This window comes from Streptococcus sp. HMSC076C08 (assembly GCF_001810825.1).
In the GTDB taxonomy this organism is placed as follows: Bacteria; Bacillota; Bacilli; order Lactobacillales; family Streptococcaceae; genus Streptococcus.
In genome coordinates, this window is record NZ_KV802721.1 from 17,540 (window position 1) to 38,385 (window position 20,846).

Genomic DNA, 20,846 nt, shown 5'->3' on the forward strand with positions numbered 1-20,846 from the left:
AGATGAGAAATGTAAAAGTTGCAGCGATCCAGATGCAATGCGCCAAGGATGTGGCGACAAATATCCAAACAGCGGAACGTCTAGTACGTCAAGCTGCAGAACAAGGCGCACAAATTATTCTCTTGCCCGAGTTGTTTGAACGTCCCTATTTCTGTCAGGAACGCCAGTATGACTACTACCAGCATGCTCAGTCGGTGACAGAAAATACAGCCATTCAGCATTTTAAAACCATTGCCAAGGAGCTAAAGGTCGTTTTACCCATCAGTTTCTACGAGAAAGATGGCAATGTCTTGTATAACTCAATCGCCGTCATTGATGCTGATGGAGAAGTGCTGGGCGTTTATCGGAAGACCCACATACCAGATGATCATTATTATCAAGAAAAATTTTACTTTACGCCTGGTAACACTGGTTTCAAGGTCTGGGATACTCGCTATGCTAAGATTGGGATTGGCATCTGTTGGGATCAATGGTTTCCTGAAACGGCGCGCTGTCTTGCGTTGAATGGGGCAGAATTGCTCTTTTACCCAACCGCTATCGGTTCAGAGCCTATCTTAGATACAGATAGTTGTGGTCACTGGCAACGTACCATGCAAGGGCACGCAGCAGCAAATATTGTCCCAGTCATTGCAGCCAATCGTTACGGTTTGGAAGAAGTCACTCCTAGTGAGGAAAATGGCGGACAGAGTTCTAGTCTTGACTTCTACGGTTCCTCCTTTATGACGGATGAAACAGGAGCTATTCTAGAGAGAGCTGAAAGACAAGGAGAAGCTGTTCTGTTAGCAACTTATGACCTTGATAAGGGAGCAAGCGAGCGCCTAAATTGGGGACTGTTTCGTGATAGAAGACCCGAAATGTACCAACGAATTACGGACTAGAAGGTAAATTTCATAATAAACATTTAATATTCATGCCTGTCTTACAAAAATGTAAGATAGGCTTTTTAAATGTAAGATAGGTGTACGATTATACGCGGAAATGTATGCTATACTCTATGTAGATAAAAAAGAAAGAGGTTTATTATGAAAAAATGGAATGCGACACAGTTGAAGTATCTGATGGCGGCAGTAATGGTTCTGGACCATATCCCTCATATCACCGGGATCGTTTCTCCTTTGTGGGAAGGTATCTTTCACGCCTTGACCCGTTGTGTGGGAGTTTGGTTTGCGTATATGGCTATGGAAGGTTTTATCTATACTCGAAACTTGAAAAACTACCTCATCCGTCTCTGGTCTTGGGCGCTGATCATGTTTGCTGGAAATAGCCTTCTCAATACTCTGTTTGCCTCTAAGGGTGTAATGGTTACTAATAATATTTTCTTGACTTTGGCCATCGGTGTTACCATGCTTTGGATTGGTTTTCCCAGAAAAGAGTTGGATAAAAAGGAGAAGTTGTGGCGTCGTATTGGGCTTGCTGGGCTCTTGATTTTCGGGTGTCTTTTTACTGAGGGGGGCATCACCATGCTACCATTTCTCTTGATTAGTTACTCTTGTCGAAATCGCAAGGGCTTGCGAAATCTCCTCTATGCCTTTCTGTGGGCCTTCTTGTTAGTGACTTCCATCCAAATTTACGACACTTGGCACCAAACACTGGAAATGATGCTTTACAATTCTGACTGGCTCTTTATCACCGTCTTTCCTTTTATGGCTTTGTATAATGGACAGCGAGGAAAAGAAACTAGTTGGAGTAAATATTTCTTTTATATTTTCTACCCAGCGCATCTATGGATTATAGCCTTGATTGCTTATTTAGTTAAGTAGATTCAATACTCATTAGCTCCTTCTTGCTTAAAATGTGAGAGGAGCTTTTCTGTATCTGGAATTCCCAACAAAACATGTTATAATAGTTTTAGAAAGGACGAGGTTTATGGCGAGCATACTTGTAATTGAAGATAATAATGAAATCCAGGAAATCTTAAGAACCCTTCTTGCAGAGGAACACGAGGTGATTCAAGCATTTTCTGGGACAGAAGGTATCATGCAATTTGACAAAGGTGGCATTGATCTCGTCTTGCTAGATATCATGCTCCCTGGGAAAAATGGCGACCAAGTCTTGCAAGCTATTCGACAAACTAGTCAGACTCCGGTCATCATGCTTACTGCTTTAGGTGATAAAAAGCTCATCAGCCAATATCTACTAGACGGTGCCAATGATTATGTAGTAAAACCTTTTGATTTGGACGAAGTCTTTGCCAGAGTCACCGTGCAATTACGCCAAAGTGGTGAACATCAGTCAGGAGATCGAAGAGAAATTGATAACTTCGTACAAAACTTTAAAAATATCCAGTTCGATGCGGATAGTTTTGAAATAAGTAACGCAACTGAAACCATTCGCCTTGCAAAGAAAGAGTGTCAGATTCTCCAAATGTTGCTCCAGTACCCTAAAAAGATCTTCACCAAGGAAGAACTCTATGAATTGATTTGGGAAGAAAGTTACCTGCCTGGAGACAATACGCTCAACACCCATCTAAGCAATCTCCGTAAAAAACTGCATCAACTGGATCCAAATCACGAGTACATCGAAACCGTTTGGGGAGTTGGTGTTCGATTAAAAGGAGATAAGTAATGATTTACATTTTGATATCTATATTGCTCCTCATTAACATCATTTTGGCGATTTCTTTGATTCGCTATCATATAGCAATTAGAGATTTAAGCAGACAAATCGAAGAAAAGATTCGCTCTGGTAGCATGAAGAGGATCGGTGTAAATTTCTTTTCAAAGACCATTTTGCGTCTACATAACCAAATTGAGAATCTATTTCAAGAAGTGGAGCAAAACCAGCTAATCATGAAGCGTGAAAAACGCACCCTAGATATGGCAATCAGTAACATTGCTCATGATATTCGGACACCTTTAACAATCGCTTCAGGATACACTCAGCAACTAATAAAACACCCCGATAATAGTTCAGAAACCTTAAATAAAATAGCCCATCATCAGGATTTGGTTTCCAAACGGTTGGAGGCTCTCCTCGAATACCGTCATTTGATGGAAGGCGCAGTCAAACCGAAACTGGAAGAACCTGATTTATCAACTTTTATAACGAAAAAGACTTTAGCTTATTACGACGTTTTTCAATCTTCACATATTGTTCTTGATTTTAACGTTGAACCAGGATTGAAAACGACGACTGATGAGGACTTGCTTGATCGAATTATACAAAACCTCCTTGGAAATGTTCTCAAGCACGGCAAGGAGAAGGCTCGACTTTCCTTGAAAAAGGAAGAAAATAGACTTGTTTTGGAAATTGATAATCTAGTCAAAAAACCTATCAAGAATATAGACAATCTCAGCAATCGTTTTTATTCTGAAAATATGTCAGATACCGAAGAATCCTCTGGTTTAGGTCTCTATATTACTGAGGAATTAGTTCATCTTCTTGGAGCGGATATGAAGCTAGCCACTGATGGAGAATGGTTTTCAGTCTTTATTTATCTTTAACAGAAGAAACCTCCTCTATATCCTAGAGGAGGTCCTTTTTATAAGCTTTTCTTCTTGAAAATAATCAGTCCACTGAAAGAGAAGAAAAGTATGACTGTTACGCAAACCGTGATGGTATAGAGAATAGCTTGACTATTAGTGGTCATAGCATAGGCAAAATCTAGAATTAAATATCTAAGAATTTCAATGTCTGGGAAAACAAGAATTGGAATAGAAAGGACGATAGAGCTAATCAGATAACCAATAAATACGGCAAGATAAGAATGAGTTAGGTAGAGAATAAAGGAGACAATCGAAAGCCAAGCGAGAAGGCATAGAAATTGAAGGGAAATCGTCAAGAGGAGATTAGTAACAAAACCATCAGGTATTGTACCAAGTCCATTTAGTAGAGTCGCGGGAATAAAGGCAATCACAAGACTTGTGATGAGTTGTAAGAGAGCGATACTTGCTAGTACAAAGAATTTAGCAAGGAAAAATTCTGTACGAGAAACACCAACTGTCAAACTATTTTTATAAAGCTTGCCGATTAGATCGACCCCAAGAACTAAACACACTAGAATAATACAGAGGAAAACGAGGTTTGAGCCGTTATTTGACGCGTTGATTAGAGCTTCTATCCCATTCCAACCATGGGTAGGAAGCTCAGGTGGTGCTGCTTGAACTGACATTAGATGCCCTGTAGCGCCAATAGTAGCACCCAGTAACATAAGTACAAAGAGAATGAATTCTGTAATCCAGAATCCTTTGGAGCGGAAAAGACGGTAAAAATCTGCTTGAATGGTATGTATCATGATTTTTCTCCTATTCTACCAATTGGGTGAAGTATTCTTCTAGGTTTTGACGGGCAAAGTAAATCTCATCAATAGCAACATCGGACAAAGTTAGTTGCTTGAGAATCTGTTTAACATCTTGTTCATTACCAAAGATATGGATTTCATTTTCAGGGTTTACAACCTTAAACTGGAGCTGGATTTGTTCTTTCAATACCTGACAAGCTCTTTCTTTATCACTTGTTTTAAGCACAATATAATCCTCACTCAGTGTTTCAAATTCAGCTTTACTGATTTCACGGATAATCTTACCTTGATCCAGAATACCAAAGCGATTAGCTAAGAGATAGAGTTCTGACAAGATATGACTAGAGATGAGTATAGTTATGCCTTTTTCTTGATTGAGTCGCTGGATCATGAGACGAAATTCTTTGATTCCAATCGGATCGAGACCATTAATAGGTTCATCAAGAATCAGGAAGTCGGGTTTTGTTAGGAGGGCAATGGCGATACCAAGTCTTTGTTTCATTCCTAGTGAGAAATCACGAAAGACTTTTTTACCTGTATCTGACAAGCCAACATAGTCCAAGGTCTCCTGAATCACCTTATCAGCATTTGGAATATGACGTATCATACAATAATATTTAAGGTTTTGATAAGCTGTCAAGTGATTGTGAGCTACAGGTGATTCGATAACTGAACCTACTCGAGATAAGGCCTTGGTCCACTCATTTTGTTCTTGGCTAGAGAAGAGGGAAACTGTACCTTTGTCCGCAAACAATAATTGAGTAATTATTTTGATAAGAGTAGTTTTACCTGCTCCGTTTTTTCCAATTAGACCATAAATATCTCCCTCTTTTATGGTTAGACTAAGATCTTGAAGAATAGCTTGGTTAGCAAATTGTTTGGTCAGTCCATGAATTTCGAGTACTGTTTTCATGATTTTCTCCTTTTGATTTATTTTTCTAACTTTAGTATAAGGTATAGAAATCAAAGAAACATCAAGTAATTCTAAAGAGTTTCTAAAGTTTTGTAATTCTTAAAAGAAACAAAACCCAGTTGATATGAACTGGGCTTTTTTTACTATAAAATATACTTCTCAATGGCACGCGCAACGCCGTCTTCTTCGTTGCTGGCTGTAACGTCATTAGCAAGGGATTTGACATGGTCGCTGGCATTTCCCATTGCAATGCCAAGTCCTGCAAACTGAAGCATTTCGATATCGTTATTGGCATCGCCCATGGCCATAATTTCTGAGGGCTCGATCTTCAAAATCGCTGCTAGTCGAGAAAGAGCAGTAGCCTTTGTCGTTCCAAGTGGCATGGCTTCATAAATGACAGGCTGTGAACGAACTCCGCTAAATCGTTGGCAGAGTTCCTCAGCAAACCGTTGCTCAAAATCGTCTGTTTGCTCTTTGGTTCCTAAAAACATACCTTGGAACATTCGATATTTGCCACTGGTCGCCTCCTCAAGGGAGATTTCAGTCAGGTCTGAAAAGACTAGCTTGGCATCATTTTGAACGATTTGATTGGGCTTGCCACCGAGGACAAAATAATGTTCCTCATCAAAAAGAGTTAACTGGACGTCGCTTTTTTCAGCTAGGTCATAGAGGTATTCGATGTCAGCTGGACTAAGTTCCTGCCAGTCAACTAGCCCCCAGTCACTGGTCTGGTGAGTTGAACAACCGTTATTGACGATGACGTACTCGTTCTGGAGGTCCAGTCCCAGTTTTTTGTAGTAAGGAAGAACACCAAAAAGCGGACGACCTGTACAGAGAACCAGTTTGACACCTTTTTCAATAGCTTGGTGAATGGCAGTGATGTGGGCTTGCGGGATTTCCTTGGCTTCATTGAGGAGGGTTCCGTCCATATCCAAGGCTAGTAGTTTAATCATAAGACTTCCTTTTCTAGGTGTTTTGCTTTTATTATAGCATATAGACTATGAAATGTCCGACAGAATAGTAACATTCGACTTTCCTTTTCTTGAAAAAGAAAATAAAATCTTATATAATATGTATACTTAATATTTAAGGAGAAATAATGTCAAAGTATCAATTTAATTCAATTTACAAAAATGATGAAACAGAGTCTACAGGTCTTCTTTTCATTAAAGTTTACAACAAGTGGGAAAGTAACTTAAAAAGAGTCTTGAAATCAGTTGGTCTTACTTTGCCTCAATTTATCGTTTTGACTTCGCTTTTGTTTCTGTCTAATAGAGAGGAATATGTAACGCAAGTTGATATTGCTCGGTTCTCTGGTATGGATGTCATGACGGTTTCCCAGATTGTTAGGCTACTGGAGAACAAGGACTACATTAAACGCGATCAACATCCAAAGGATAGTCGGGCAAAACTGGTCTCAGTGACGAAGTCTGGCGCAGAGAAGGTCAATCAAGCTTTACCTTTAGTAGAAGGTGTTGATGAAGAATTTTTTGAAAAACTATCTAACGATAGAGAAGTTTTTAATCGTTTGTTAGTAGAGTTGGAGGATAAAAATGCCTAGATATTGGGTCGGAGTTGTTTCAAAGAACCATGTTTTAAGAGGAGTTGAAGGGAATTTTTGCCAGGTCTGTCATGGAAAGGGTGGCCCCTTAAATCGTATGAAAAAAGGTGACTATCTTTTATACTATAGTCCGAAATACGATATGAACGGTCAAGATAAGTTACAGGCTTTTGTGGCCGTAGGTAAAATTACAGATGACAAAGCCTATCAAGTAGAGCAATTCGAAGGATTCTTTCCCTTTAGACGAAATGTTGAGTATTATCAGCCAGTCAAAGATTGTTCCATAGAAATAGCCAGACAGCATCCTGAATGGAGAGACTATACTTCTCGACTTCGTTATGGACATTTTGAAGTTTCCAAAGACTTTTTTCTCTATATCTTTCAGCATATGAAAGTGGATGATGAAGCATGATTGATTTGCTAATTAAATGATTGTCAACTAGAATTTTGTATTTGGACTGTGAAACGAACTTTGCTATAATAGAGTAAGAAACTTTGATAAAGCAAACGAGGCTGAGATGAAATTACTTTATACTGATATTCGGACTTCTTTGACTGAAATTTTAACGAGAGAGGCAGAAGAGCTAGTTGCTGCAGGCAAGCGGGTTTTCTACATCGCCCCCAACTCTCTTTCTTTTGAAAAGGAACGCGCCGTGCTGGAATGCTTGTCCCAGCAGGCTTCTTTTGCGATTACCGTCACGCGTTTTGCTCAGATGGCTCGTTACCTGATCTTGAATGATTTGCCAACTAAGACGAGTCTAGATGACATCGGGCTTGGGATGGCTTTTTATAAATGCCTTGCCGAACTAGATCCCAAGGACTTGCGTGTTTATGGTGCGATTAAGCAGGATACTCAATTTATCCAGCAGTTGGTTGAACTTTATCATGAGATGACGACTGCTCAGATGAGCTTTTTGGACTTGGAAAGTTTGACGGATGAGGATAAGCGGGCAGACTTACTCTTGATTTTTGAGAAAGTGACTGCCTATCTCAATCAAGGTCAGTTGGCTCAGGGAAGTCAGTTGTCCCATTTGATTGAGGCTATTGAGAATGACAAGGTAAGTAGTGATTTTAGTCAGATTGCCTTAATCATTGACGGATTTACCCGTTTTTCTGCTGAGGAAGAGCATGTGGTGGATCTGCTCCATCGAAAAGGTGTCGAGATTGTTATTGGGGCTTATGCAAGCAAGAAAGCCTATACTAGTCCGTTCACTGAAGGGAATCTCTATCAAGCCAGTGTGGAATTTCTTCATCATTTGGGTGCAAAATACCAAACGCCTGCTCAGGATCGTTCTCAGACTCATGAGAAAATGGATAGTTTTGACAAGGCCTCTCGTTTGCTAGAGTCTTCTTATGATTTCTCAGAACTCACCTTGGATATCGATGAGAAGGACCGTGAAAATCTGCAAATTTGGTCTTGTTTGACACAAAAGGAAGAGTTGGAGTTGGTGGCTCGCGCTATTCGTCAGAAATTACATGACCATCCAGAACTGAGTTACAAGAATTTTCGCATTCTCTTAGGGGATGTGGCTTCTTACCAGTTATCACTGAAAACCATTTTTGACCAGTACCAGATTCCTTTCTATCTAGGTAGAAGTGAATCCATGGCCCATCATCCCTTAACCCAGTATGTCGAATCTATTTTGCGTTTGAAACGCTACCGTTTCCGTCAGGAAGATTTGATTAATCTTCTTAGAACAGGTTTATATACCGACCTTAGCCAAGCGGATATTGATGCTTTTGAGCAATATATCCGCTATCTTGGCATCAATGGCTTGCCAGCTTTTCAGCAGAACTTCACAAATTCCCATCATGGAAAATTTGATTTAGAACGCTTGAATGCCCTTCGTCTGCGAGTTTTGGCGCCACTTGAAACCTTATTTGCCAGTCGGAAGCAAAAGACTGAAAATCTCTTGCAAAAGTGGAATACTTTTCTAAAAAATGCTGCTTTAAGCAAGCAGATGCAAGAATTGACAGCTACTATGGAAACTCTAGAACAGGAAAGACAAGACGAAGTTTGGAAAGCCTTCTGCCATGTTTTAGAACAATTTGCGACCGTTTTCGCTGGTACACAGGTTAGTCTAGAGGATTTCCTAGCCTTGCTCCATTCTGGAATGAGCTTATCCCAGTATCGTACCATTCCAGCGACAGTGGACACCGTTCTGGTGCAAAGTTACGATCTGATTGCCCCTCTGACAGCTGACTTTGTCTACGCCATCGGGCTGACTCAGGATCATTTGCCAAAAATCGCGCAAAACACCAGTCTTTTGACAGACGAAGAAAGACAAAGTCTAAATCAAGCAACTGAGGAGGGAGCGCAATTACTGATTGCAAGTAGTGAAAACCTCAAGAAAAATCGCTATACCATGCTTTCCTTAGCCAATGCTGCTCGTAAGCAGTTGGTGTTATCCGCTCCAAGTCTCCTCAATGAAAATGAGAGTAAGGAATCGGCCTATCTTCAAGAACTGGTGAGTTTTGGATTTAATCGGACAGAGAAGAAGATTCATCACAAAGGTCTGTCTAAGGATGATATGGGTTCTTATCACAGTCTTTTGTCTAGCCTTGTTGCCTATCATCAGCAGGCAGGTTCTAGTGAAAATGAGCAAGATGTGACCTTTGTCAAGGTTCTAGCGCGTGTGATGGGGAAAAAACTTGATCAAAAAGGTCTTACAAATCCTGCACTCCCAACTAGCCCAAGCAGCAAGCCATTAGAGAAAGAGACCTTGCAGGCTCTCTATCCAGCTGACAAGGAGTTTTACCTGTCTACTTCTGGTTTAACGGAGTTTTACCGCAATGAATACAGTTATTTCCTCCGTTATGTCTTAGGTTTGCAGGAAGAATTGCGCCTGCGTCCAGATGCTCGCAGTCATGGGAATTTCTTGCACCGTATTTTTGAACGTGCCTTGAAACTGCCTGCTGAAAATCCGTTTGACCAACGACTGGAGCAAGCTATCAAGGAAACCAGCCAAGAACGCGAATTTGAAGCTATTTATCAGGAAAGTTTGGAAGCCCAGTTTACCAAGGAAGTTCTACTTGATGTCGCGCGAACTACGGGCCACATTCTTCGTCATAATCCAGCCATTGAAACCATCCAAGAGGAAGCAACATTTGGTGGTAAAGATCAGGCCTTTATTCAATTGGATAATGGTCGCAGTGTCCATGTGCGAGGCAAGGTTGACCGAATCGACCGTTTGAAAGCTGATGGAGCGCTAGGAGTGGTGGACTACAAGTCTAGTCTGACTCAGTTCCAGTTTCCTCATTTCTTTAATGGGCTCAATTCCCAACTGCCAACCTATCTTGCCGCCCTAAAAAGAGAAGGGGAGCAGAACTTTTTCGGTGCCATGTACTTGGAAATGGCTGAGCCTGTCCAATCTTTATTAGCTGTTAAAAGTCTGGCTGGAGCAGTAGCAGAAGCCAGCAAATCAATGAAATACCAAGGACTCTTTTTAGAAAAAGAAAGCAGTCATTTGGGCGAATTTTATAACAAAAACAAGGCCAATCAGCTGACAGACGAGGAATTCCAGCTCTTATTGGACTACAATGCCCATCTTTACAAGAAGGCAGCTGAGAAGATTTTAGAAGGCCATTTTGCCATTAATCCATACACAGAAAACGGCAGAAGTATTGCCCCGTATGTCCAGCAACACCAAGCCATCACTGGATTTGAATCCAATTACCACTTGGGACAAGCCCGTTTCCTAGAAAAGTTAGAAGTAGCTGACGGCAAGCGTCTGGTCGGAGAAAAACTCAAGCAAGCTTGGTTTGAGAAAATGAGAGAGGAGTTGAATCGATGAAGCCCATTTCCTTTTTAACTGAGGAAGAGATTCAAAAACTGCAAGAAGCAGAAGCGAGTTCGAGCAAGGAACAGAAGAAAACAGCTGAGCAAATCGAAGCCATTTATACGGCAGGGCAGAATATTCTTGTTTCAGCGTCTGCTGGTTCAGGGAAGACCTTTGTCATGGCAGAGCGTATTCTGGATCAATTGGCGCGTGGCGTGGAAATCAGCCAACTCTTTATCTCAACCTTTACCGTCAAGGCTGCTACAGAGCTTAAGGAACGTTTGGAGAAAAAAATTAGCCAACAAATCCAAGAAAGTAACGATGTTGATCTCAAACAACACTTGGGACGTCAGTTGGCAGACCTGCCAAACGCTGCCATCGGAACCATGGACTCTTTCACACAAAAATTCCTTGGCAAACATGGCTATCTGATTGATATCGCACCGAATTTCCGTATTCTACAAAATGAAAGTGAACAGTTACTCTTAAAAAACGAAGTTTTTCATCAGGTTTTTGAAGCCCATTACCAAGGTGAAAATAAAGAAAACTTTAGTCGCTTGGTCAAGAACTTTGCTGGACGAGGTAAGGATGAACGAGGTCTGCGCCAGCAAGTCTACAAAATCTATGATTTTCTTCAATCCACCAGCAGTCCACAAAAATGGTTGAGTAACTCTTTCCTCAAAGGATTTGAAACAGCTGACTTTGTAATTGAAAAAGACAAACTAACTGAGCAAATAAAGCAGGCGCTTTGGGACTTGGAAAGTTTCTTCCGTTATCATCTGGATAACGATGCCAATGAGTTTCCAAAAGCTGCCTATTTAGAAAATGTGCAGCTGGTTCTGGATGAAATTGGCTCCTTAAATCAAGAGTCCGATAGCCAGGCTTATCAAGCTGTGCTTGCGCGTATTATCGCCATCTCTAAGGAGAAAAATGGTCGATCTCTAGCTAACTCCAGTCGTAAGGCCGATTTGAAGCCACTGGCTGATGCCTATAACGATGAGAGAAAGGCCAAGTTTGCTAAACTAGGACAACTGGCGGACCAGATAACCATTCTCGACTATCAAGAACGTTATCATGAAGATACTTGGGAGCTAGCTAAAACCTTCCAAACCTTTATGAGTGATTTTGTGGAGGCTTATCGTGAATGTAAACGCCAAGAAAATGCCTTTGAATTCGCTGATATCAGTCATTTCACCATTGAAATTTTAGAGAATTTCCCACAAGTCCGCGAGGCTTATCAGGAGAGATTCCACGAAGTCATGGTTGATGAGTATCAGGATACCAACCACATTCAAGAACGAATGCTGGAATTGCTGTCGAATGGTCACAATCGCTTTATGGTGGGAGATATCAAGCAGTCTATCTACCGTTTCCGTCAGGCAGATCCCCAGATTTTCAATGAAAAATTCCAACGCTATGCGCAAAATCCTCAAGAAGGCAAGTTGATTCTCCTCAAGGAAAATTTCCGTAGTAGTTCAGAAGTGCTGTCTGCAACCAATGATGTTTTTGTACGCCTTATGGATCAAGAGGTCGGTGAAATCAACTATGACAGCATGCACCAGCTTGTTTTTGCCAATACCAAACTAACTCCTAATCCAGACAACAAGGCAGAATTTCTCCTCTACGATAAGGACGATAATGGGCAAGAAAAGGAAGAGAGTCAGGCAGACACGAAACTCACTGGGGAAATGCGCCTGGTCATCAAGGAAATCCTGAAGCTTCATCAGGAAAAAGGTGTTGCCTTTAAGGAAATTGCCCTTTTGACCTCTAGCCGCAGTCGAAATGACCAGATTATACTTGCCCTGTCTGAGTATGGGATTCCTGTTAAAACAGACGGCGAGCAAAACAACTATCTCCAATCCCTAGAAGTACAAGTCATGCTAGATACTCTTCGTGTCATTCACAATCCTCTGCAAGACTATGCCTTGGTTGCTCTGATGAAGTCTCCTATGTTTGGTTTTGATGAGGACGAGTTGGCACGTTTATCCCTCCAGAAAGCAGAAGATAAAGTCCAAGAGAATCTCTATGAGAAACTGGTCAATGCTCAAAAACAGGCAACAAGCCAGAAAGAGTTAATTCACTCAACACTAGCTGAAAAACTAAACCAATTCATGGACATCTTGGATTCTTGGCGCTTATATGCCAAAACCCACTCTCTCTATGACTTGATTTGGAAGATTTACAACGACCGTTTTTATTATGACTATGTTGGGGCTTTGCCGAACGGACCTGCTAGACAGGCTAATCTCTATGCCCTAGCTCTGCGAGCTGATCAGTTTGAAAAGAGCAATTTCAAGGGCTTGTCTCGTTTTATCCGTATGATTGACCAAGTTTTAGAGGCTCAGCATGACCTCGCAAGCGTAGCTGTCGCTCCACTTAAAGATGCCGTGGAACTCATGACCATTCACAAGAGCAAAGGACTGGAGTTTCCTTATGTCTTTATCCTCAACATGGATCAGGACTTCAACAAGCAAGACTCGATGTCAGAAGTTATTCTCAGTCGTCAAAATGGGCTTGGTGTCAAATACATTGCCAAAGTGGAAACAGGAGCAGTGGAAGCACACTATCCTAAAACCATCAAACTCTCCATTCCCAGCCTTACCTATACCCAGAATGAAGAAGAATTGCAACTGGCTAGCTATTCAGAGCAGATGCGTCTGCTGTATGTTGCCATGACGAGGGCGGAGAGAAAACTTTATCTTGTCGGTAAGGGGTCTCGTGAAAAGCTAGAAGCCAAGGAATACCCAGCAGCAAACAATGGAAAATTAGATGGTAATACCAGACTACAAGCAAGAAATTTCCAAGATTGGATCTGGGCTATCAGTAAAGTTTTTGCCAAGGACAATCTCAACTTTAGCTATCGCTTTGTTGGTGAAGCCCAGTTGACCAGAGAAGCTATCGGGGAATTGGAAAACAAGAGCCCTTTACAAGACAGCTCTCAAGCAGACAACCGCCAGTCAGAAATCATCAAAGAAGCTCTGGAAATGCTGAAAGAGGTGGAAGTTTATAATAGTCTCCACCGCGCAGCCATTGAACTACCAAGTGTTCAAACCCCAAGTCAAATCAAGAAATTCTACGAACCCGTTATGGATATGGAAGGGGTAGAAATTACTAACCAAACCAAATCACCAGAGAAGCAAATCAGCTTCAATTTACCAGATTTTTCAACTAAAGAAAAGGTAACAGGAGCTGAGATTGGTAGTGCAACCCACGAACTCATGCAAAGAATCGACCTGAGTCAACAACCAACGCTTGCTAGCCTAAAAGATACTCTCAAACAAGTTCAAACCAGCCCAGCAGTCAGAGACAAAATCAATCTTTCCAAAATCTTAGCATTCTTTGATACACCACTTGGTCAGGAAATTCTCGCTAATACCGACCATCTCTACCGCGAGCAACCTTTCTCCATGCTCAAACGCGACCAAAAGAGTCAGGAAGACTTTGTTGTTCGTGGGATCTTGGACGGCTATCTAGTTTACGAGGACAGAATTATTCTTTTCGACTATAAGACAGACCGTTACGATCAACCAAGTCAACTCATAGACCGCTATCGTGGTCAGTTAGCCTTATACGGAGAGGCATTATCAAGAGCTTATTCGATTGAAAATATTGAGAAATACCTGATTTTACTCGGTAAAGATGAGGTTCAAGTTGTAAAAGTATAACCTAGAAAGGAGACCTCATGCCACTTCCAGTTAGAAAAACCTTGCACGATGCGGTTTTACGGGCTTCAAAAGCCGATACTTGGGATCAAGCAACCAAGGAATGGAATGAAGTTTCCTTGATTTTTAATGGCATTGGTCGTAGTAATTGTGTCTGTGGGAATGCCATTAAATACGCCTACGAACTCTTTAATACTGTTACAGGCCAACGCCTCTTTCCGATTGGCAGCGATTGTGTTCGTCATTTTCATCGTATTGGCCTCGATCAGCAACTAGAAGAGGAAGAAAAACTTCTAAGAAAGCTTGAAAATCTGACTAGAAAAGTCAAGAAAAAGGAAAAAATCAAGGTTAATAAAAGCGACTTTGACGAACGACTTCTAAAATGGTTCTGGGAAAAAGGTGTTTTCAAAGCCAATCGTGGCAATCAATTTGCACCTGAGAAAGATTACCAGCTTTTCCTAGAAGTCTTTCAAGGTGGAAGTTGGACCAAGGCAGAGCCAAAAAAGAAGGCTCGCCTAGAAGAAGTCCTTGAAAGGTGTATCAAACCTTTTCTACTTGGGAAGTCTGATGACCAACTCTACCTTGTCAAATTAGGCAAGGAGAAAATTGACTACGAGCAACATTTACGGATTCAGGCAGAGAAAGAACGCAGGAAGAGAGATAAAATCGCTAAGCAATACGCTGACAATCTTATTCTTGCCATGGGACCTGCAGAACGAGCCTATCAAGATTACTTTGGCTTTACAGAAACCTTGACCCAAGAAGAACGAAAATGGGAGAAAATCCTCTTTGGTAAAAATAGAGACGAACGGGCTATCAAGGCTAAACAAAACCAAAAGGAGCTGGAAAAGGATCAGCGTATTGCAAATCAAGATCCTATTGAACGAAAGCAGAAGCAGACTTGGCTTCTCAATTCTTATTTTAGTGGTTTGCCTGATGAAAAAGCTAGATTCTCTCGACTCTTACTAGAGTATCGAAAAAATGGTGAAGTACCCTTTTCAGATGATTACTTATCTGAGCATCTCATCGACTTTTTCTACAAGATGAAAGCCTTTGAGTTTGAGATTGCACCAGAACAAGTCCGCGATTTTCTAAAAGAATGCCTTCAGGCAGAACATCTATCATTAGCACAAAAAAGCTGGATTAGAGGGATTTTGTCAAACTGCCTTCACTCGTTCTTAGATAGGTTACTCATATAGAAAAAATCCTACCGTGCATAAACAAGGTAGGATTTATGTATCTCCAAAGATGTACTGGTAAAGTTGGACGACTTTCTGAAAACACTGCGTGTCCATTCTTGTTATTTTTTGAGCATTACGCATCCGAAAATCAAAGGTATACAGTTGAAATGGATTGACAGCGCCATCTACCTTGTCCGATGAGACAGGAACAAGCAAGCCTTTTTCTGCCAAACGACGTTGGCCATGAGTGATAGGACAGACAGCCACAAAACCAGTTTGCAAGGCATATTCTCTCCTAGAAACAACCAAGGCAGGTCGCCGTTTCTGGATTTCTCGACCGACTGATGGATCAAAGTCCAGCCAAATGATATCCTGCTTTTCAGGAATATAGTCAAATTTCGCTATCAAGTGACCCTACCCCTTCAAAATCGTTTGTCATTCTCAAATCAGTAATTCCATCAAAAGGATCTTTCAGTTTTGGAGCTAAGACAATGACTCCGTCAATCCCTTTGTAGACAACCATTTCTTGACCTTCTGACATACCCAAATTTTTAGGAATGGTCACAGTGAGAGAGTTTCCCACCTTTCGAGTCTTTACTGTATTCATTGCACTACCTCCACGAATTAGTATACACTAAGTATATACCCGAAAACAAAAAAAGTCAAGTAAATCCTTACTGGTATCAAGGATGTTTCGGACCAATACTATTTATCATTTATTGTGGTCAAAGCCTGTGCAAAAGTTCCTCATTTATGATAGAATAGGTAGTAAGAAAGAAAACGTTTTTACTACGTTTTTTTTAGTCGGAAGGGGAAAATATTATGGCTACTATTCAATGGTTTCCGGGTCACATGTCTAAGGCTCGGCGGCAAGTTCAGGAGAATTTAAAGTTTGTTGATTTTGTGACGATTTTGGTGGATGCTCGGCTACCTTTATCTAGTCAAAATCCTATGTTAACCAAGATTGTGGGTGATAAACCAAAGCTTTTGATTTTGAATAAGGCAGATCTGGCTGATCCTGCAATGACCAAAGAATGGCGTCAGTATTTTGAATCACAGGGAATCCAAACTCTGGCTATCAACTCCAAAGAGCAAGTGACTGTAAAAGTTGTGACGGATGCCGCTAAAAAGCTCATGGCTGATAAGATTGCACGCCAGAAAGAACGAGGTATCAAGATCGAAACCTTGCGGACTATGATTATCGGAATTCCAAATGCCGGTAAGTCAACTCTCATGAACCGTTTGGCTGGGAAAAAGATTGCAGTTGTCGGCAATAAACCAGGTGTTACCAAGGGGCAACAGTGGCTCAAAACCAATAAAGACCTGGAAATCCTAGACACACCAGGGATTCTTTGGCCTAAATTTGAAGACGAAACCGTTGCTTTGAAACTAGCCCTAACAGGGGCAATTAAAGATCAACTACTCCCAATGGATGAAGTGACCATTTTTGGTCTCAATTATTTCAAAAAACATTATCCAGAAAAGCTAGCTGAACGCTTCAAACAAATGAAAATAGAAGAAGAAGCACCTGTTATTATCATGGATATGACCCGTGCCCTTGGTTTCCGAGACGACTACGACCGCTTTTACAGCCTCTTCGTCAAGGAAGTCCGTGATGGAAAACTCGGTAACTATACCTTAGATACATTGGACGACATCGATGACGACGATTAAAGAAATCAAAGAACTTCTGGCTACTGTCAAAGAATTAGACAATCCTCTTTTTCTAGAATTCGAAAAAGATCCTCGTTCTGGAGTTCAAAAGGAAATCAACAAGCGTAAGAAAGCCATACAGGCTGAACTGGATGAGGACCTTCGTTTGGAAACTATGCTTTCCTATGAAAAAGAGCTTTACCAGCAAGGATTGACCCTAATTGCAGGTGTTGACGAGGTCGGCCGTGGTCCTCTGGCTGGACCTGTAATCGCTGCAGCTGTTATTTTGCCAAAAAATTGTAAGATTAAAGGCCTCAACGATAGCAAGAAGATCCCTAAAAAGAAACATCTGGAAATTTATCATGCTGTTCAAGATCAAGCCTTATCAATCGGCATTGGTATCATGGATAATCAGGTCATCGACCAAGTCAATATCTATGAAGCTACCAAACTAGCTATGAAGGAAGCAATCTCCCAGCTCAGTCCGCAACCTGAGCACCTCTTGATTGATGCCATGAAACTGGAGTTGCCGATTCTTCAAACAGCAATCATCAAAGGAGATGCCAACTCCCTCTCGATCGCAGCTGCATCTATAGTGGCCAAGGTGACACGGGATGAATTGATGAAGGACTATGATGATCAATATCCTGGATATGATTTTACAGCTAATGCAGGATACGGAACAGCTAAACATCTAGAAGGACTGGAAAAACTAGGCGTCACCCCAATTCACCGAACCAGTTTTGAACCAGTCAAAACACTGGTTTCAACCAAGAAAGATAAGTAAGAGGAAATGATTATGGAGGAACAGTCAGAAACACTTAGTTCCAAGAAAGAATTTGCCTTTGCCTCAAGCACCATATTATCCCAAGTTGGGCGAGGAGTCATTGTTGGTCTCGTCGTCGGGCTAATCGTCGGATCCTTTCGTTTCTTAATCGAAAAGGGTTTCCACCTGATACAAGGACTTTATCAAGATCAAGCGCACCTAGTGCGCAATCTTTTTATCATTGGCCTATTTTATGTATTCGTTTGCTGGCTCAGTGCGAAACTAACTCGGTCAGAAAAAGATATCAAGGGTTCAGGAATTCCTCAAGTCGAAGCCGAACTAAAGGGACTGATGACTCTTAATTGGTGGAGTGTCCTCTGGAAGAAATATGTATTAGGGATTCTTGCTATTGCCAGTGGCCTTATGCTAGGTCGAGAAGGGCCAAGTATTCAACTTGGAGCAGTTGGTGGTAAAGGTATTGCCAAGTGGCTAAAATCTAGTCCAGTTGAAGAACGTTCCCTGATTGCCAGTGGAGCTGCTGCAGGCTTAGCCGCTGCCTTTAATGCACCGATTGCAGGCCTCCTCTTTGTTGTAGAAGAAGTCTATCATCATTTTTCCCGCTTTTTCTGGGTCTCAACTCTAGCAGCCAGTCTCGTAGCAAACTTTGTCTCATTACTCATATTTGGTCTAACACCCGTACTGGATATGCCAGACAACATTCCTCTCATGACCCTAGACCGGTATTGGATATACCTCCTTATGGGAGTTTTTCTCGGGCTTTCTGGTTTTCTCTATGAGAAAGCTGTACTCAATGTTGGTCAAATTTATGAATGGCTTGGTCAAAAAATCCATTTGGATAGAGCTTATTATCCGATCCTAGCTTTTATCCTTATCATACCAGTCGGAATTTTCTTACCTCAAATTCTTGGTGGTGGAAACCAGGTCGTTCTTCCTTTGACTGAGCAAGATTTTAGTTTCCAAGTTTTATTAGCTTACTTTTTGATTCGCTTTGTTTGGAGCATGATTAGTTATGGAAGTGGCCTTCCAGGAGGGATTTTCCTTCCCATTCTGGCGCTTGGTTCCTTACTTGGTGCCCTAGTCGGTGTCATTTGTGTCAATCTTGGGCTTGTCAGTCAGGAGCAATTTCCTATATTTGTTATTTTAGGAATGAGTGGCTACTTTGGGGCAATATCCAAGGCTCCCTTAACCGCTATGATACTCGTAACCGAGATGGTCGGAGATATTCGCAACCTCATGCCACTTGGCTTAGTGACCTTAGTCGCCTACATCGTCATGGATCTACTCAAGGGGGCACCAGTCTATGAGGCCATGCTGGAAAAAATGCTACCAGAAGAAGCAACAGACGAGGGAGAAGTCACCCTCATAGAAATCCCTGTGTCTGACAAAATCGCTGGAAAACAGGTTCACGAGCTCAACTTGCCACATAACGTACTCATTACCACCCAAGTCCATAATGGCAAGAGCCAAACAGTTAACGGCTCAACTAGAATGTATCTGGGTGATATGATTCACCTGGTGATTCCAAAAAGTGAAATTGGAAAAGTCAAAGATTTGTTGTTATAAGCTTTTTTTACATAATTTATTTTACGTAAAATATTATTGAAAGGATTCTCAATGAAAAGAAATAAGGCAATTGCAGTATATTTGCTAGGCACATTTAGTCAAATAGCATCAGTTTGTCTCCTTTTCTTTCTCTTGAATCTTTTTTCTATTCATTCCAATCTATTAACTATTTTAGGAATCTTTCTAGGTGGGATTTCTTCAGCTCTTTGGGGAATTATTGTTGCAAATCACTATTTTCATATTCATTTTAAGAAGATTGTAAACGATTTTTTTAACATTCATACCAGTTATAAACACTATTTATTATCTTTTTTCCTTATTGTCCTTGATTTTTCTTTTCTAATGTTTGGTGGGAAAATGATAGAATTTAGCTGGTATCTCCCATTTTTGATGTTCTTCAAATTTATTGTCTTTGGCGGTATAGAAGAGATTGGATGGCGATATGTCTTTCAACCAATTTTACAAGAAAAGTTGCCATATTTTTACTCAGCAATTCTAACCTTTTTCAGCTGGGCGATTTGGCATCTGTTGTTCTTTTACATTGATGGCTCCCTAGCAACTCTGCAAACTCTACCGTTTTTATTTGGATTGCTGACGAATTCTTTCATACTCTCAGCTCTTTATATCAAAACAAAGAATCTCTGGATTTGCGTTATGACACATTCGATCATTAATGTCTTGTCTCAGATAACCATAGATACTGATCGATCCGAAACCTTCCTGCTTAAAATCTTCGTCATCTTGGTATCCTGCTATATGGTAGTACATAAAAAAGATGAGTATAATCGGTATAAATAAAATTAAATATAAACCTTCAAAACCAAATCAAAAAAGATTTGGTTTTTTAAGAATTAGAAATCTAATTTTCAGTATATAGTATGATTTTTACCCCCTACTTTGTAAAGAATGATTAGAATATTGTATAATAAGAAAAAGGAGAAAAGCATAAATGAATAATTCTGGAATTAAAAAAAGTCATACAAGAATACTAATCATTTTGTTACTCGCAACCATCACAGCAGGAGCTATTTTTATGTTTAGTTTGTTAGGAAAATCGCAAGAAGAACATCGGAATAGAGAGTATGAAGTAAGTTTGGTTAATGCCTTAAAGAATTCCTACCAAGGGATTGAAGAGATTAAAATTTCCAATCCAGAATACACAAGCCCTCCTGGTTCGTGGTCTTGTGATGTAGAAATCAAATTTAAACATGAAGTAAAAATTAAGTATGGTATTGGATATTCTCTAGACACTGAAGAAATAACAGATACTTCATTGGAATGGGAAAATAGAGTAAAAGATCGACAATTTTTAAATGAAAACAAGGGTAAAACTGCTTCGAAAATTAGGGTAACTTATTCTAATAATGACGAAGGAGAGCAATAATGGCATTTAGTTATACTGATAAACAACTTAATGAATTAAAGCATGGAAAGAATGTATATAGTGTCAATGCGGAATTTGCTGAGAAAAAGAGGGAATGATAATGAGTAAAGACAGATTAAGAAA

At 40.6% G+C, this 20,846-nt stretch carries 19 protein-coding genes; 14 read left to right on the forward strand and 5 right to left on the reverse strand.

Annotated features, from left to right (window positions below; genetic code table 11):
- Positions 1–2: 2 nt before the first annotated feature.
- From aguB to HMPREF2766_RS01660, 4 genes are all read left to right on the forward strand, one after another.
- Positions 3–878: an N-carbamoylputrescine amidase gene (aguB, locus tag HMPREF2766_RS01645; protein ID WP_001246712.1), complete on the forward strand. Its 876-nt coding sequence runs from the start codon at positions 3–5 to the stop codon at positions 876–878.
- 144 nt (positions 879–1,022) lie between these two features.
- The gene (locus tag HMPREF2766_RS01650; RefSeq protein WP_070567351.1) at positions 1,023–1,760 is read left to right on the forward strand and encodes a TraX family protein; all 738 of its coding nucleotides are present in this window, start codon (positions 1,023–1,025) and stop codon (positions 1,758–1,760) included.
- Between the two features lie 106 nt (positions 1,761–1,866).
- Complete coding sequence (locus tag HMPREF2766_RS01655) at positions 1,867–2,565, forward strand: response regulator transcription factor (protein WP_070567353.1); 699 nt, start codon at positions 1,867–1,869, stop codon at positions 2,563–2,565.
- Positions 2,565–3,443 (forward strand): sensor histidine kinase, encoded by an 879-nt coding sequence (locus HMPREF2766_RS01660; RefSeq protein WP_000639366.1) that lies wholly within the window; start codon positions 2,565–2,567, stop codon positions 3,441–3,443. The genes HMPREF2766_RS01655 and HMPREF2766_RS01660 overlap by 1 nt, the downstream gene beginning before the upstream one ends.
- Positions 3,444–3,481: 38 nt before the next feature.
- Here the strand turns inward: HMPREF2766_RS01660 and HMPREF2766_RS01665 are convergent, their stop codons facing one another.
- The 3 genes from HMPREF2766_RS01665 to HMPREF2766_RS01675 all read right to left on the reverse strand — a co-directional run bounded on the left by HMPREF2766_RS01665 (position 3,482) and on the right by HMPREF2766_RS01675 (position 6,106).
- Positions 3,482–4,234 (reverse strand): ABC transporter permease, encoded by a 753-nt coding sequence (locus HMPREF2766_RS01665; protein ID WP_000581970.1) that lies wholly within the window; start codon positions 4,232–4,234, stop codon positions 3,482–3,484.
- A 10-nt stretch (positions 4,235–4,244) separates the two neighbouring features.
- Positions 4,245–5,153, reverse strand: a complete 909-nt coding sequence (locus HMPREF2766_RS01670; protein WP_000859671.1) for an ATP-binding cassette domain-containing protein — start codon at positions 5,151–5,153, stop codon at positions 4,245–4,247.
- A gap of 143 nt (positions 5,154–5,296) precedes the next feature.
- On the reverse strand, positions 5,297–6,106 hold the full coding sequence (locus tag HMPREF2766_RS01675) for a Cof-type HAD-IIB family hydrolase (protein WP_070567355.1): 810 nt from the start codon (positions 6,104–6,106) through the stop codon (positions 5,297–5,299).
- Positions 6,107–6,252: 146 nt separating this feature from the next.
- Between HMPREF2766_RS01675 and HMPREF2766_RS01680 the strand changes: the two genes are divergently transcribed.
- The 5 genes from HMPREF2766_RS01680 (at position 6,253) to HMPREF2766_RS01700 (ending at position 15,354) form a co-directional block, all read left to right on the forward strand.
- On the forward strand, positions 6,253–6,714 hold the full coding sequence (locus HMPREF2766_RS01680) for a MarR family winged helix-turn-helix transcriptional regulator (protein WP_070567357.1): 462 nt from the start codon (positions 6,253–6,255) through the stop codon (positions 6,712–6,714).
- A complete protein-coding gene (locus HMPREF2766_RS01685; RefSeq protein ID WP_070567359.1) occupies positions 6,707–7,126 on the forward strand; it encodes an EVE domain-containing protein in 420 nt (139 codons plus the stop codon). The genes HMPREF2766_RS01680 and HMPREF2766_RS01685 overlap by 8 nt, the downstream gene beginning before the upstream one ends.
- A gap of 106 nt (positions 7,127–7,232) precedes the next feature.
- Complete coding sequence (gene rexB / locus HMPREF2766_RS01690) at positions 7,233–10,508, forward strand: ATP-dependent nuclease subunit B (RefSeq protein WP_070567361.1); 3,276 nt, start codon at positions 7,233–7,235, stop codon at positions 10,506–10,508.
- On the forward strand, positions 10,505–14,158 hold the full coding sequence (gene addA / locus HMPREF2766_RS01695) for a helicase-exonuclease AddAB subunit AddA (RefSeq protein WP_070567363.1): 3,654 nt from the start codon (positions 10,505–10,507) through the stop codon (positions 14,156–14,158). Before rexB ends, addA begins: the two co-directional genes overlap by 4 nt.
- 17 nt (positions 14,159–14,175) lie before the next feature.
- Positions 14,176–15,354, forward strand: coding sequence for a hypothetical protein (locus tag HMPREF2766_RS01700; RefSeq protein WP_070567365.1), 1,179 nt, complete (start codon positions 14,176–14,178; stop codon positions 15,352–15,354).
- Between the two features lie 33 nt (positions 15,355–15,387).
- Here HMPREF2766_RS01700 and HMPREF2766_RS01705 read toward each other — a convergent pair whose 3' ends face one another.
- Positions 15,388–15,744: a type II toxin-antitoxin system PemK/MazF family toxin gene (locus HMPREF2766_RS01705; protein WP_070567367.1), complete on the reverse strand. Its 357-nt coding sequence runs from the start codon at positions 15,742–15,744 to the stop codon at positions 15,388–15,390.
- Positions 15,728–15,943: a type II toxin-antitoxin system PemI/MazE family antitoxin gene (mazE, locus tag HMPREF2766_RS01710; protein WP_070567369.1), complete on the reverse strand. Its 216-nt coding sequence runs from the start codon at positions 15,941–15,943 to the stop codon at positions 15,728–15,730. Before mazE ends, HMPREF2766_RS01705 begins: the two co-directional genes overlap by 17 nt.
- A gap of 215 nt (positions 15,944–16,158) precedes the next feature.
- Here mazE and ylqF point away from each other — a divergent pair, with 215 nt between their 5' ends.
- The 5 genes from ylqF (at position 16,159) to HMPREF2766_RS01735 (ending at position 20,723) form a co-directional block, all read left to right on the forward strand.
- Positions 16,159–17,010 carry a ribosome biogenesis GTPase YlqF gene (ylqF, locus tag HMPREF2766_RS01715; RefSeq protein ID WP_000201310.1) on the forward strand — a complete coding sequence of 284 codons (852 nt, stop codon included), beginning with the start codon at positions 16,159–16,161 and terminating at the stop codon, positions 17,008–17,010.
- Positions 16,997–17,776, forward strand: coding sequence for a ribonuclease HII (locus HMPREF2766_RS01720; RefSeq protein WP_070567371.1), 780 nt, complete (start codon positions 16,997–16,999; stop codon positions 17,774–17,776). Before ylqF ends, HMPREF2766_RS01720 begins: the two co-directional genes overlap by 14 nt.
- 12 nt (positions 17,777–17,788) lie before the next feature.
- Positions 17,789–19,339 (forward strand): ClC family H(+)/Cl(-) exchange transporter, encoded by a 1,551-nt coding sequence (locus tag HMPREF2766_RS01725; protein WP_070567373.1) that lies wholly within the window; start codon positions 17,789–17,791, stop codon positions 19,337–19,339.
- A gap of 51 nt (positions 19,340–19,390) precedes the next feature.
- The gene (locus HMPREF2766_RS01730) at positions 19,391–20,137 is read left to right on the forward strand and encodes a CPBP family intramembrane glutamic endopeptidase (RefSeq protein ID WP_070567375.1); all 747 of its coding nucleotides are present in this window, start codon (positions 19,391–19,393) and stop codon (positions 20,135–20,137) included.
- Between the two features lie 151 nt (positions 20,138–20,288).
- A complete protein-coding gene (locus HMPREF2766_RS01735) occupies positions 20,289–20,723 on the forward strand; it encodes a hypothetical protein (protein WP_001065608.1) in 435 nt (144 codons plus the stop codon).
- Positions 20,724–20,846: the final 123 nt, after the last annotated feature.

Coding starts and splice junctions, on each gene's coding strand:
- addA (WP_070567363.1), top strand. CDS start 10,505: ATGAAGCCCATTTCCTTTTTAACTGAGGAAGAGATTCAAAAACTGCAA.
- HMPREF2766_RS01680 (WP_070567357.1), top strand. CDS start 6,253: ATGTCAAAGTATCAATTTAATTCAATTTACAAAAATGATGAAACAGAG.
- rexB (WP_070567361.1), top strand. CDS start 7,233: ATGAAATTACTTTATACTGATATTCGGACTTCTTTGACTGAAATTTTA.
- HMPREF2766_RS01725 (WP_070567373.1), top strand. CDS start 17,789: ATGGAGGAACAGTCAGAAACACTTAGTTCCAAGAAAGAATTTGCCTTT.
- HMPREF2766_RS01660 (WP_000639366.1), top strand. CDS start 2,565: ATGATTTACATTTTGATATCTATATTGCTCCTCATTAACATCATTTTG.
- HMPREF2766_RS01700 (WP_070567365.1), top strand. CDS start 14,176: ATGCCACTTCCAGTTAGAAAAACCTTGCACGATGCGGTTTTACGGGCT.
- ylqF (WP_000201310.1), top strand. CDS start 16,159: ATGGCTACTATTCAATGGTTTCCGGGTCACATGTCTAAGGCTCGGCGG.
- HMPREF2766_RS01655 (WP_070567353.1), top strand. CDS start 1,867: ATGGCGAGCATACTTGTAATTGAAGATAATAATGAAATCCAGGAAATC.
- HMPREF2766_RS01675 (WP_070567355.1), bottom strand. CDS start 6,106: ATGATTAAACTACTAGCCTTGGATATGGACGGAACCCTCCTCAATGAA.
- HMPREF2766_RS01735 (WP_001065608.1), top strand. CDS start 20,289: ATGAATAATTCTGGAATTAAAAAAAGTCATACAAGAATACTAATCATT.
- HMPREF2766_RS01685 (WP_070567359.1), top strand. CDS start 6,707: ATGCCTAGATATTGGGTCGGAGTTGTTTCAAAGAACCATGTTTTAAGA.
- HMPREF2766_RS01730 (WP_070567375.1), top strand. CDS start 19,391: ATGAAAAGAAATAAGGCAATTGCAGTATATTTGCTAGGCACATTTAGT.
- HMPREF2766_RS01720 (WP_070567371.1), top strand. CDS start 16,997: ATGACGACGATTAAAGAAATCAAAGAACTTCTGGCTACTGTCAAAGAA.
- aguB (WP_001246712.1), top strand. CDS start 3: ATGAGAAATGTAAAAGTTGCAGCGATCCAGATGCAATGCGCCAAGGAT.
- HMPREF2766_RS01650 (WP_070567351.1), top strand. CDS start 1,023: ATGAAAAAATGGAATGCGACACAGTTGAAGTATCTGATGGCGGCAGTA.
- HMPREF2766_RS01670 (WP_000859671.1), bottom strand. CDS start 5,153: ATGAAAACAGTACTCGAAATTCATGGACTGACCAAACAATTTGCTAAC.
- mazE (WP_070567369.1), bottom strand. CDS start 15,943: ATGAATACAGTAAAGACTCGAAAGGTGGGAAACTCTCTCACTGTGACC.
- HMPREF2766_RS01665 (WP_000581970.1), bottom strand. CDS start 4,234: ATGATACATACCATTCAAGCAGATTTTTACCGTCTTTTCCGCTCCAAA.